The organism is Streptomyces griseoviridis (assembly GCF_005222485.1).
GTDB lineage: Bacteria > Actinomycetota > Actinomycetes > Streptomycetales > Streptomycetaceae > Streptomyces > Streptomyces hintoniae.
In genome coordinates, this window is the sequence record NZ_CP029078.1 from 5,179,031 (window position 1) to 5,191,686 (window position 12,656).

The window sequence follows — 12,656 nt, forward strand, 5'->3', positions numbered from 1 at the left end:
ATGGCTGGGCACCGGCCGGCTGACTGGCATGTCCTGGATCTCGACAGGGACCCCACGCCGGGCGACCCCGACCGGGTGCGGACGCTGGCGAAGACCCTCCACGACTTCGCGGACGACGTCTCGGACGCGTTGAAGGTCGTCAAGGGGATGGCCGACGACGACGCGACGTTGCGGTGGGCGGGAAAGTCCGCCGCGGTGTTCAAGGACGAGTTCTCCGGTGTCCCGAAGAACTTCAAGAAGCTCAAGAAGTCCTACGAGCTGTGCGGTGACGCGCTGGCCGCGTACTGGCCGAAGCTGGAGCGGGCCCAGGCCCTGGCGGACAGGGCGCTGGTGAAGGCGCGGGCCGCCCAGAACGACCTGTCGTCGGCGAAGTCCCGCCTGGCGAGCGCCGATTCATGGGTGACGCGGGCCGGTAAAGAAGCGGACAAGTACAAGGACGATCCGACGGGCGCGAAGTCGGACGGGGACAAGCCGGACGAGGCGAAGGTCCGTGCGGCCACCCGGGACGTCGCCCACGCCAAGTCGGCCCACACCAAGGCCCAGTCGGACGTCACGGACGCCCAGGACGCGCTGTCGGCGGCGAAGAAGATGGCCGAGGACGCGCGCAGGATGCGCGAGGACGCGGCCGGCGAGGCCAAGCGGAAGATCGACGAGGCGTCGGACGCGGGCATCCAGAACTGGTCGTGGTGGCAGGACGTCGGCGACTGGTTCGAGGACAACTGGGACACGATCGTCACGGTGTGCAAGGTGGTCGTGGCGGTGGTGGGCATCGTCGCGATGATCATCGGCGGCCCGATCCTCGGCGTGATCGTGCTGGTCGCGGCGCTCGTGGTACTGGCCGACACGCTCTACAAGTACTCCAAGGGCCAGGCGTCCCTGTGGGATGTGGGGTTCGCGGCGCTGGACTGCATACCCGGGATGAAGGGGCTGACGACACTCGGGGGGCTCGCCAAGGGCATGAAGGTCCTTGGCAAGGGTGGCCTCAAGGGGATGGCCCTCGGTCTCAGAGAACTCGGGCCGCGCGTAAAGGGCTTGGGCCGGGATATGAAAAGCCTCTTCACCTGCGGTGACCCGATCGACATGGCCACCGGCCAGATGGTCATGTCGATCACGGATGTCGCCCTGCCCGGTGTGCTGCCGCTTGTCGTCGAGCGCAGCCATCGCACAGGTGTGCTGACGGGGGGCTGGTTCGGCACGAGCTGGACGTCGACGCTGGACCAGCGCCTCCTCGTCGATAGGGACGGCATCCGCCTCGTCGTGGCCGACGGCATGGTCCTGCACTACGCGGCCCTTGAGCCGGACGAGCGCATGAGGCCGGTCTTCGGTCCCGACTGGGGGCTGGAATGGGACGGTTCACCTGAATCAGACATCGTCGTGACACAGCCGGAGAGCGGCACCGCTCTGCGATTCGGACGGATCCAGGGCGCATGTGACGGTGAGCTCCCTCTCGTGGGGATACAGGACCGTAACGGCAATCGCGTCGATGTCCACTACACGGCGGATGGAGCGCCGTCCGAGTTGGTTCATCATGGCGGTTACCGCGTCGACGTGAGGACCGAAGGCGACCGCGTGACCGGGCTGGCCTTGGCCAGTGCCCCAGGCCGCCCCACGCTTCTGACCTACGAATACGACGAGAGCGGGCGCCTCGCCGGCGTCGTCGACTCATCCACCGTTGCCCAGTGCTACAGCTACGACGATCAGCACCGCATCACCGGCTGGCGGAGCAGAATCGGCGATTGGTACCGCTACGCCTACGACGACAGCGGCCGTTGTGTCCGAACCGGCGGCGACGACGGTGTCCTCGCCTATACCTACACGTACGACGAGGACGCACGGAGGACCATCGCCACCGATTCCCTCGGCCACTCGGTCACGTATGTCTTCAACGCCGACCTCCTTCCCGTCCGTGAAACTGATCCTCTGGGGCACGACGTCACACGTAGGTGGGACGATCTAGGTCGGCTTCAAGCGCTCACGGACCCGCTCGGTCGAACCACCCGGTTCACCTACGACGCACAGGGCAACGTCACGTATGTGGTGCGCCCTGACGGTGGCGTTGTGGCGACTGAGAGCGACGAGTTCGGCAGAGCCAACAAGGTGACTCAACCTGATGGCAGTGTCTGGGAATCGCAGTACGACAGCAACGGCAACCAGGTGGCGATCACAGACCCGCTCGGTGCGGTCACGCGCTTCACCTACGATGCGTGCGGCGGGCTCACCAGTGTCACCGACGCTCTGGGCCGATGTCAGCGGAACCTGATCAATGATGCCGCCGGACTGGTGGTCGGGGTCGACGACGGGCGAGGGGCCCGTGAGACCTTCACTCGGGATGCCTATGGCCGGATCACGGAACTGGTGAGCGTTCTGGGTTCGGTCACCCGGGTCGGATGGACAGCTGAGGGGCAGATAGCGTGGCGGCAGCTCCCCAACGGCACAGAGGAGCGGTGGCGGTACGACGCCGAGGGCAACCCTCGCGAGTACAGCTCCTCCAACGGCCGCCGCACTACGTACGAGAATACCCACTTCGACCTCTGCACCCTCCGGGAGGACGAGGACGGCACCCTGGAGCGCTTCGCGTACGACTCCGAACTGCGATTGCGGAGCGTCACCAACGCGACAGGGCAGCAGTGGAGTTACTCCTACGACGGAGTCGGCCGGCTCGTTTCCGAGACGGACTTCAACGGGCGCAGTCAGAGCTATCGTTACGATGCGGCCGGCAGGTTGGTCGAGCGGGTCAACGGCGCCGATGAGGTCACGCGCTTCCGGCACGACCTCCTTGGGAACGTCGTCGCCATGGAGTCCGGCGACGCCACCACCACCTATGAGTACGACCTGCTCGGCAGGATCGTGGCGGCACGCAATGCCCACGTCCGGCTCGGCCGGGAGTACGACGCGGTCGGCCGTCTGCTGGCGGAGTCGTGGAACGGACAGGAGATCCGCTCCACGTACGACATCGCCGGGCGCCGCATCGCGCGCAAGACACCGAGCGGCGCGGTCACACAGTGGGCGTACGAGCCTGACCAACGCGCACTGGTGCAGCAGGTCGGACAGCAGTCGGTCACTTACCGGTACGACATCGCGGGCCGTGAGGTGGAGCGGGTGCTCGGAGACGCCGCGCGCCTGACTCAGGAGTGGGATGCCGAACGGCTGAGCACGAGACAGCGAGTGGTGACGGCGACTGGCGACGTCAGGCAGCGGGCCTACCGGCACCGGTCCGACGGAGCCCTCACGTCGGTGACGGACTCCCTTCTGGGCGAGCGCACGTTCGCCTTCGACCGGGCCGGAAGAATCACGAGCGCACGGGGAGGGGAGGGTTGGGATGAGTCCTACGAGTACGACATCCTCGGGAATCTCACCGATTTCAGAACCGACGCCCCGGTGCGCGATCCGGAGGCCGGTCCCGGCGACCGCGTCTACTCCGGGTCCCTGCTCAGGCGGGCCGGCCGAACCCACTACCGCCACGACGATCAGGGACGCGTGGTCCAGCGGACCACTCGGCTGTTGTCGGGCGGCAGACACGAGTGGCACTACCTGTGGAACGCCGAGGACCAGCTCACAGGCGTACTGACCCCGGACGGAGAACGCTGGCGCTACCTCTACGACCCGATCGGCCGACGAGTGGCGAAGCAACTGCTTGCGGACAGCGCGGAATCCGTCACCGAGCAGGTGGACTTTTTCTGGGACGGCGACCAACTCGCCGAACAGACAGACGGGACCGTCAGCGTCACCTGGGACTGGACCGACGGCCCCACACCGGTCGGTCAGCGCGTCAGGTCGAGTGGTCCGATTGGTCGGGACGCCCCGCAGGCGGAGATCGACGAGCAGTTCTACGCCATTGTCACGGACCTTCTCGGTACGCCGACAGAACTGGTCGACACGGAAGGTGCCGTCGCCTGGACGCGATCGTCCACGCTCTGGGGGGTGCCCGTCGAGCAGAATGGCGATCGGCGGGTCGACTGTCCGCTCCGGTTTCCCGGGCAGTACTACGACGCGGAAACCGGCCTGCACTACAACCATCATCGCTACTACGAGCCTGGCACGGCGCGGTACCTCAGCCCTGATCCCCTCGGGCGAACCCCCGCGCCGAATCACCATGCGTACGTCAAGAACCCTCTCCAGTGGAAAGATCCGCTGGGGCTCAAGGCACCCTGCCTGGTCGACCTTTATCATGGGACGCTGGGGCAGCATGCCGACAACATCCTTGCGAACGGCGTCGACATCAACGCTTCGACCCGCAAGATGGACTTCGGTCGAGGCGGATTCTATGTGACCAACAATCCGCAACAGGCTCTGGACTGGTCGAAGAAGATGGTCAAACGGCACGGCGGAGTACCTGCTGTCATCCACTTCAAGGTGCCGAAGGCGGAGCTGGACAACCTGAGCAGCAAGATATTTGACGGTCCGGGCGACGAGGTGGCGGAATTTATTCGACATCATCGAAAGGGTGGTGCGATGCACAACTTCGAAAGGGTGGAAGGGCCGATGCTCTACAACCTCGACCCCTTCCTCAAGAAGGGTGCACCGCCAGATCTAGGCGGGCACCAAATCGCCCTCTTCGGCGATCGCGCAGCCGATTTGTTCAGTAATTCGATTCATCGACGAGTGGGGCCACCGACTTCATGACCGAGGAATTCGCCGTACACCTCGACGGCGGCATGCTCGAATACTTCCGAGACATCGCACACGAGATGGTGGCCAGGTTCGGCATCTCGTACGCCGAGGCCGTCGCCAGGATCAACGAGCGGTACGAGGGCGCTGAGATTTCCCCCTACCCGGACCTCATGTGCCACGAGTCCGCAGCTTTCTGGGCGTTCGGTCTGTACTACTTCCCCGACGCCTCTGGGCGTCTTCCCTCGGGTGACGAGGACGACGACGAGGGGCTCGACATGTCCACCCTCCGGGTTCGTCCCGCCCCTCCCGGGGGCTCGCGGTTCTGGCCCCGCGGATAGGGGCCGACCGGGGCGGTCGAGCGCCGACCCTGACTTCCCTCAACCGCGCAAACCCCCGTCCATAAGATCTCGGTAAGCTCGACAAGCCCCCTCCCGACGCCCCCACCACAGGACCCAGGACCCCCGCCATGCCGCGACGCCGCACTTCCAGCTCGTCAAGCTCCACGGCTCCGCGGAACCGGACGCCGCAACCCGTGCGTATCCAGCGGCGTACCTTCGGGGACGTCGTCAAGGCGGGGCTCGCCTTGGTCGCGTTGCTCGTGCTCGTCGTCGGGGTGCCCGGGGCGCTCGCCGTGTTCATCGGGTGGCCGCTGCCGCACGAGGTGCCGAGCCTGCAGTGGCTCCAGAGCGAGATCACCGTCTCGACGTTTCTGAACATCCTGACGGTCGTCGTCTGGCTGGCCTGGGCGCAGTTCACCGCCTGTGTGCTCGTCGAGGTGAAGGCCGCGCTCTCCGGCGTCGGCGTTCCCGGGCGGGTGCCGGGCGCCGGTCCCAGCCAACTGCTCGCCCGGCAGCTCGTCGCCGCGCTGCTGCTGGTCGGCGCCACCGCCGCCAGCCTCACCCCCGGGCTCTCGCAGCTCGGGCACGGCATGGAGGGCAACCAGAAGCCCGCGGTCGCCGCCGCCCAGCAGACCCCCGGCCTCTTCGCCCAGCAGCAGGAGCAGGCCGCCGACAGCGCCGCCGCCCTCGCCGCCCAGGCATCCCAGGCCGCCGCGCACGCCGACGCCAAGCAGCACGGCGACACGAAGTACTACCGCATCCAGCCGCCCGAGGGCCGCCACCACGACTCCCTCTGGGAGATAGCCCAACGCCACCTCGGCGACGGACGCCGGTACAAGGAGATCTACGAGCTGAACAAGGACCGGGTCCAGCCCGACGGCTCCAAGCTGTCCGAGGCCAGCCTGATCCGGCCCGGCTGGATCATGGAGATGCCCGGCGACGCCCGCGGCGGCGACCTCGTCGAGGTGCCCGACACCGCGGCCCAGGTCTCCCCCGATCTCCAGCGGCAGCTCCACGACTACGCCAAGACCGGCGACCAGGCCCACGGCAGCGCCCAGGGCGGAGCCGAGGGCGCCTCCGGCGGCGGCCAGGTCTCCGTGCCCCAGCAGCGCCCCGCCCCCGCCCCCGACCCCGGACACCAGCAGCGGGACGGCGGCGACGTCGCCTCCGACAGCGCGGACTCCTTCGGCCTCCCCGAGGCCCTCCTCACCGCGCCCCTCCTTGCCGCAGGACTCCTCGGCGCCCTCGGACGACGCCGCAGGCAGGCCCTTTGGCAGTCCGCGTACGGCGCTGTCGGCGGACGTCGCGGCATGCAACCGCCGACCCCCACCGGCGACGCCGCCGACGCGCAGGACGCCCTCCTCGTCGGCGCCGACCCCGAGGGCGTCCGCCTCCTCGACCGCTCCCTGCGCGGCCTCGCCACCCAACTCGCCGCCGAATCAAGGGCCTTGCCCACCGTCTACGCGGCCTGGCTCACCGGCGGCGACCTGCACCTGCAACTCGCCCAGCCCGCCGGCAGACCCCCGGCCCCCTGGCAGCTCGGCCAGGACCAGACGTTCTGGATGCTGGCCCGCGCCGACGGCGAACGGTACGAGGACGTCGACACCGCCGCCCCCTTCCCCGGCCTCGTCAGCCTCGGCACCCTGGACGACTCCCGGCTCCTGCTCAACCTCGAAGCCGTTCCCGGCATCGTCTCGTTGAGCGGCAGGGAAGCCGACCGGGCCGCCTTCTTCGCCTCCGTCGCCGCCGAACTCGCCACCAACGGCTGGTCCGACCGCATGACCATCACCCTCGTCGGCTTCGGCGAGAACCTCACCCCGCTCGCCCCCAGCCGCCTCCGCCACCTCGACGGCATCGACGACCTCATCGAGACGATGGAGGCCGAGACCCGCCAGCGCCGCGGCGCCCTCGGCGCGGCCGGCCACGACTCCGTCCTCACCGGCCGCACCGGGCCCGCCCAGCACACCCGTTGGGCCCCGCACCTGGTGCTGCTCGCCGCCCAGCCGTCCGCCGAGGACGCCGTCACCCTCGCCGAACTCGCCTCCGACGCCAGCCGACTCGGCATCGGCTACCTCGTCGGCACCGAGACCGGCGAACTCCCCGGCGCCTCCTGGGAGATGGAGGTCACCCCGGAAGGCCGGCTGCTCGCCCCGCTGCTCGGCCTCGAACTCGACGCCCAGCTCCTGCCGTTGCCCCAACAGCGCGCCGTCGTCGAGCTGTTCGTCGAGGCCGACCCCGAGCGCGACCCCCAAGGACCCGCACCCGCACCGCCGTTCCTCGTCGACATCAGCGAACAGGGACGGCCCGCGGTCTACGCGCGACTGGTCGGACCGTACGAGATCATCGGACTCGACACCCCGGACGGCGACCGCAGCGCCCTGCTCCACGAGGCGCTCGCCCTGCTGCTCCTGCACCGCGAGGGCGTCCACCCCCGCGTGCTGTCCTCCGCGCTCTGGCCGCGCGGCGTCACCGACGACGTCCGCGACGCCCTCCTCGACCGGCTGCGCGTCTGGCTCGGCACCGACCCGGACGGCACCCCCCGGCTCTCCGCCGACCCGACCGGACGGCTCGTGCTCGCCAAGTCCGTCGTCTCCGACCTCGACGTGCTGCGCTCGCTCTACCACGAGGCCACTCAGGGCAAGGGCGTCGACAGCCGGGTGGTGCGCGGCCGGCTGCTCACCGACGCGCTGGTCCTGGTCCGCGGCCCGCTCCTCGCCGACCGGCCCGAAGGCCGCTACCGCTGGCTCACCCACGAGATCATCGACGCCCAACTCCCGCTGCTCGTGGCGGACATCGGACTCGCCCTGTCCGCGTTCCACCTGGAGAAGGACCGCGCGGAGAAGGCCATCGAGGCCCTCGGCGCGGCCCTGAACTCCGCACCGGGCGACGAACGCCTCTGGCACGAACTGCTGCGCGCCACCCACGCCACCGGCGACGACGACCGGCTGCGCGCCCTCGCCGCCGACCTCGTCGCGCGCGGCGGCGCCCGGGGCGTACCGCCCCGCACCGAGGCGCTCCTCGACGAACTGCTCCCGTCCTGGCGCGGCGGCGCCACCGCGGCGGGATGAGCACCGGCCTGCTGATCGCCGTCGCCGCCCTCTGGGGCGCGACGGCGGGCGCGCTCCTGCCCCGCGCGGCCTACCGCTTCTCCGCCCCGACCGGCGAACCCTGGCACGACACCTGCCCCGAGGGACACCCCGTGCGGGGATGGGTGGGGCGTGCGGGGTGCGCACGGTGCGCCCGGAGTGGGCAGGGCGCCCGGAGTGGGCGGTGCGCCCGGAGTGAGCGGGGCGCGCCTGCCGAGGGGAGCGCGCCGGCCGCGGAGCGCGCTCCCGCTGAGGGGAGCGCTCCTGTTGCTGGGGGTGCGCCCGCCGCGCCCGTCCCGGGGAGCGCCGGACGCTCCCACCGCGCGGAAGCCGGCAGCCCCACCGGCACCAGCGACCACACCGAAGCCACCAGCCACACCGCCCCCGGCCACGTCCCTCCCGGCGAGCCCGCCCCCAACCACCCCAGCCCGGCCCCCGGCCCCTCCCCCCACCCCCACCCCCTCCCCCTCGCGCTCGTCACCGCTCTCCTCTGCGTCCTTCTCGCCGTCGCCACCGGGACCCGGCCCGAGCTGGGGGTCTGGCTGGTGCTCGCGCCCCTCGGGGTGCTGCTCACCGTCGTCGACCTCCGGGTGCAGCGGCTGCCCGACCCGCTGACGCTGCCCCTCGCCGGCGCCGCCCTCGCGCTCCTCGGCGGCGCCGCGCTGCTGCCCGAGCACGCGGGGGAGTGGCTCACCGCGCTGTACGGCGCCCTCGCCCTCGGCCTCGCCTTCTTCGTGCTGTTCCTCATCAACCCCGGCGGCATGGGCTTCGGCGACGTCAAGCTGGCGCTCGGCCTCGGCGCCGTCCTCGGCTGGTACGGCTGGCCGACCCTGATGCTGGGCACCTTCGCCGCGTTCCTGCTCGGCGCGGTCTACGGCGTCGCCCTCGTCGTCACCCGGCGGGCCGGGCGCAAGACGGCGATCGCGTTCGGCCCCTTCCTGCTCGCCGGGGCCTTCCTCGCCCTGCTGACCGGCGCGTACACGGCCTGACGTCGGCGTCCGTGAGCCGCTGGCGTAGGCTGGCCTGGTCCGTCCACACCCCTTGACGAAAGGGACGCTCCCGGTGACCGAGAAGGCCGACCTCCAGTCCGTTCTCGACCGTGCCGCCGCCGGTGGGCGGATCACTCCCGAGGAAGCGCTCGACCTCTACCGGGACGCCCCGCTGCACGCGCTGGGCGCCGCCGCCGACGCCGTTCGCCGCCGCATGTACGCGGGCACCGAGCACATCGCCACGTACATCATCGAGCGGAACATCAACTACACGAACGTCTGCGTCACGGCGTGCAAGTTCTGCGCCTTCTACGCGGCCCCCAAGGACACCGCCAAGGGCTGGACCCGCGACCTCGACGACATCCTGCGCCGCTGCGCCGAGACCGTCGAGCTGGGCGGCACGCAGATCATGTTCCAGGGCGGGCACCACCCGGACTTCGGCGTCGAGTACTACGAGACGCACTTCAAGGCCATCAAGGACGCCTTCCCGCAGCTGGTGATCCACTCGCTGGGCGCGTCCGAGGTCGAGCACATGGCCCGGATCTCCAAGGTGTCGGTCGAGGAGGCCATCACCCGGATCCACCGGGCCGGCCTCGACTCCTTCGCCGGCGCCGGCGCTGAGCTGCTCCCCGAGCGCCCCCGCAGGGCCATCGCACCGCTCAAGGAGAGCGGCGAACGGTGGCTGGAGATCATGGAGACCGCGCACGGCCTGGGCGTCGAGTCGACGTCGACGATGCTGATGGGCACCGGCGAGACCAACGCCGAGCGGATCGAGCACCTGCGGATGATCCGGGACGTCCAGGACCGCACGGGCGGCTTCCGCGCGTTCATCCCGTACACCTACCAGCCGGAGAACAACCACCTGAAGGGCCGCACCCAGGCGACCCTCTTCGAGTACCTGCGGATGATCGCCATCGCCCGCGTTTTCCTCGACAACGTCCAGCACATCCAGGGCTCCTGGCTCACCACCGGCAAGGAGGTCGGCCAACTCTCCCTGCACTACGGCGCGGACGACCTCGGCTCGATCATGCTGGAGGAGAACGTCGTCTCCTCGGCCGGTGCCAAGCACCGCTCCAACCGCCTCGAGATCATCGACCTGATCCGCCGGGCGGGCCGCGTCCCGGCACAACGCGCCACCACCTACGAGCACTTGGTCGTGCACGACGACCCGGCGAACGACCCGGTCGACGAGCGCGTGATGTCGCACATCTCGTCCACCGCCATCGCGGGAGGCACGGCCCACCCCGAGTTGAAGCTCCTCAGCTCCAACTGAGGCTGTGGTGCGGACGATTCACGCGGCCCCGGTTGTCCGCCGCACCTGGGACGCCGAGCCCGTCGAGGGCGACGCCGTGGTGGTGACGGGCGCGCTGATCGAGGCCGTCGGCCCGCTCACGCTGCTCACCGAGCGGTTCCCTGACGCGCGGGTGCGCCGCTGGCCGGGCGTCCTCGGCCCGGCCCGCCTCCACGAGGGCCCGCTGCCGCCCGCGCCGAGCCCCCGCGAACGCGTCCACGCGCTGCTGAAGTCGGGCGCGGTGGCCGTCCTGGGCGAGCACCTCGACTCACCCGAACTGCGGGCCGCGGCCGACCGCAACGACCTCGTCGTCCTGGCCGGTGCCAGGACACCCGCGCTCACCGCGACGGGCCGCGCCGATCTCGCCGCCTTCGACGAGAGCGGCACCTGCGTGGCCACCGTGTGCGCCGGCCGACTGGTGTTCCGCCGCCGCTGAGAGCGCCGGCCGACGACGGAAGACGAAGGACGGCCCACCCCCCGACCGAGGTCAGCCGCTCAACGCCCGTCCGAACGCCCCCGAACTCTGGCTCACGCCACTGCAGTTGGTGGCCGCGTCGTCCTGCGACCGCTGTCCGTCCTCGCACGGCACGTCCCGGAACGTCGACCACATCGACACCCACCCGATCTCCTTCTCCTCGGCGAACGCCCGCACCTGGGCCGCGTCGGAGAGCGTGAACGTCTCGCCGTCCACGTCGTTCACACCGAGCATCGACGTCAGCGCCATGCCCCGCCACGCCCCCGCGTCGGAGAGCCCGAACACCTTCTTCAGCTGGGTGTGGGTGGCCCTGGCCGCGGTGAGCGCGTAGTCGCCCATGTCACCGCCGTAGGACTCGCCGTAGTTCATGGTCATGATGTTGACGCTGCTGACCTGCACGTCGTGCGCGTTCGCCGACGCCAGCAGCGCCAGGCTGTCCGCGTCGAGACCGCTCGGCATGACGGGCAGCGTGAACGTCACCGTCAGATCGGTCCGTTCCTTCTGGAGCAGGGCTATCGCCTCGGAGCGCAGGGCCACCGAGTCCGCGTCGGTGAGCTGGTCGCCCTCGATGTCGAAGTCGGCCTGGCGGGAGCCGGCCGCGTCGAGTGCCGTGCCGTACGCGGCGGCGAGCGCGGTGGCGCTGGTGCAGGTGGACGCCAGCTCCTTGCCTGAGGCCCCGCCGAACGAGACGCGGACGCCGCCGCCGTCGGCCGTCAGCTTCGCGATCCGTGACGTCACGGCAGGGTCGCCGATCGCCTCCGTGCCGTTCCACTTCGGTGTGCAGCCGCTCCCGCCGGAGATCACGAAGGCGAGGTTGTACGTCGTCGGCGACCCGGCCGAGTCCGTGTCCGCGGCCTCGGTGGCGCTGACGTACGGCGCGTACGACACCGACCCTGACCCCGAAGCCGGTGAGGCCGGTGAGGCCGGTGAGACCGGCGAGACCGGTGAAGTGGCCGACGCGCCGGGGGAGTCGGCCGCGCGGGCCGCCCGGTCGGAGGCGTCGCCCGACCCCGAGGAGCATCCTGCCGTGGCCATGGCAAACACGCAGGTGAGCCAGGCCACCGGCTTGAGGAAACCCCGCATTGCACATGCACCCGCTCTCGTGACGTCTGTCTCAGGATCGAAACAGACTCGGTTTTCGTGAAAGGGAATGTCTCACACACCGCTGAGCCTCACACGGACAGTCCGAGAACAGGCAGTCCACAGCAGGACCGGGACAAAATGCCCCAACCGGTCCGATCGGGCCGGACATTCAACGGCTTTCGCCTCGGCGGGAGTTGCGCGGGCAGTTATGGAATCTCTCAGAGAAGAGACAGGTTGAACCGTTTCTCATGGGCGCCTCACATGAAGACTGATTCCTGACACATAAAGGCTCTCTAATGTCCGGGGAATGCAATCCGAGCCTGCCATCGAAAACCGTGCGGTGGTCCGCGATCGCCGCCGCAAACGCGGCAACGGGCCTGTCGAGGGCCCCGTGTTCGTTGACAACTCCGGTCGCCGCTCCAAGGTGCTGCGGCGGATCGGCCTTCTCGTCGGTGTGCTGTGCCTGGGGTACGCGGTCGTGCTCGGCCTCGCGTTCATGGGCATCGGCACCTCGATCGCCCCGTCCTCGCTGCTGCCGTTCGCGGGCGGCCAGGGCCCGGCCGGTGACGGCGCGGGACCCGAGGGCCGGCTCGGCCGACCCAGCGGCGCCCCACCGTCAGGCGCCCCGTCGGCCACACCGTCAGGCGCTCCGTCCGCCCCGTCCGCCCCGCCATCGGGTGTCCCCACCCCGACCGCGCCCGCGTCCGCCGCGCCCGCCGCGGCCTCCGACTGACCCGGACGCAGGCCCCATGACCCCCATGACACCCATGACCCCCTCGACTC

At 70.1% G+C, this 12,656-nt stretch carries 8 protein-coding genes; 7 read left to right on the top strand and 1 reads right to left on the bottom strand.

Going from position 1 to position 12,656, the window contains the following annotated elements; translation table 11 throughout:
• The 6 genes from DDJ31_RS22375 (at nt 1) to DDJ31_RS22400 (ending at nt 10,751) form a co-directional block, all read left to right on the top strand.
• Complete coding sequence (locus DDJ31_RS22375; RefSeq protein ID WP_127178564.1) at nt 1–4,623, top strand: RHS repeat-associated core domain-containing protein; 4,623 nt, start codon at nt 1–3, stop codon at nt 4,621–4,623.
• Nucleotides 4,620–4,949 carry a hypothetical protein gene (locus tag DDJ31_RS22380; protein ID WP_127178563.1) on the top strand — a complete coding sequence of 110 codons (330 nt, stop codon included), beginning with the start codon at nt 4,620–4,622 and terminating at the stop codon, nt 4,947–4,949. Before DDJ31_RS22375 ends, DDJ31_RS22380 begins: the two co-directional genes overlap by 4 nt.
• Before the next feature lie 128 nt (nt 4,950–5,077).
• The gene (locus DDJ31_RS22385) at nt 5,078–8,017 is read left to right on the top strand and encodes a BTAD domain-containing putative transcriptional regulator (protein WP_127178562.1); all 2,940 of its coding nucleotides are present in this window, start codon (nt 5,078–5,080) and stop codon (nt 8,015–8,017) included.
• On the top strand, nt 8,014–9,024 hold the full coding sequence (locus tag DDJ31_RS22390; RefSeq protein WP_171480884.1) for a prepilin peptidase: 1,011 nt from the start codon (nt 8,014–8,016) through the stop codon (nt 9,022–9,024). The genes DDJ31_RS22385 and DDJ31_RS22390 overlap by 4 nt, the downstream gene beginning before the upstream one ends.
• A 73-nt stretch (nt 9,025–9,097) precedes the next feature.
• Complete coding sequence (gene mqnC, locus DDJ31_RS22395; protein ID WP_127178561.1) at nt 9,098–10,297, top strand: cyclic dehypoxanthinyl futalosine synthase; 1,200 nt, start codon at nt 9,098–9,100, stop codon at nt 10,295–10,297.
• A gap of 7 nt (nt 10,298–10,304) precedes the next feature.
• Nucleotides 10,305–10,751, top strand: a complete 447-nt coding sequence (locus DDJ31_RS22400) for a hypothetical protein (RefSeq protein ID WP_127178560.1) — start codon at nt 10,305–10,307, stop codon at nt 10,749–10,751.
• Nucleotides 10,752–10,802: 51 nt separating this feature from the next.
• Here the strand turns inward: DDJ31_RS22400 and DDJ31_RS22405 are convergent, their stop codons facing one another.
• Nucleotides 10,803–11,873 (bottom strand): chitinase, encoded by a 1,071-nt coding sequence (locus DDJ31_RS22405; protein ID WP_127178559.1) that lies wholly within the window; start codon nt 11,871–11,873, stop codon nt 10,803–10,805.
• 391 nt (nt 11,874–12,264) lie between these two features.
• On the opposite strand from DDJ31_RS22405, the gene DDJ31_RS22410 reads away from it, so the two are divergent.
• Nucleotides 12,265–12,606: a hypothetical protein gene (locus DDJ31_RS22410; protein WP_346656273.1), complete on the top strand. Its 342-nt coding sequence runs from the start codon at nt 12,265–12,267 to the stop codon at nt 12,604–12,606.
• Nucleotides 12,607–12,656 lie beyond the last annotated feature (50 nt).

Coding starts and splice junctions, on each gene's coding strand:
- DDJ31_RS22375 (WP_127178564.1), top strand. CDS start 1: ATGGCTGGGCACCGGCCGGCTGACTGGCATGTCCTGGATCTCGACAGG.
- DDJ31_RS22380 (WP_127178563.1), top strand. CDS start 4,620: ATGACCGAGGAATTCGCCGTACACCTCGACGGCGGCATGCTCGAATAC.
- DDJ31_RS22385 (WP_127178562.1), top strand. CDS start 5,078: ATGCCGCGACGCCGCACTTCCAGCTCGTCAAGCTCCACGGCTCCGCGG.
- DDJ31_RS22390 (WP_171480884.1), top strand. CDS start 8,014: ATGAGCACCGGCCTGCTGATCGCCGTCGCCGCCCTCTGGGGCGCGACG.
- DDJ31_RS22405 (WP_127178559.1), bottom strand. CDS start 11,873: ATGCGGGGTTTCCTCAAGCCGGTGGCCTGGCTCACCTGCGTGTTTGCC.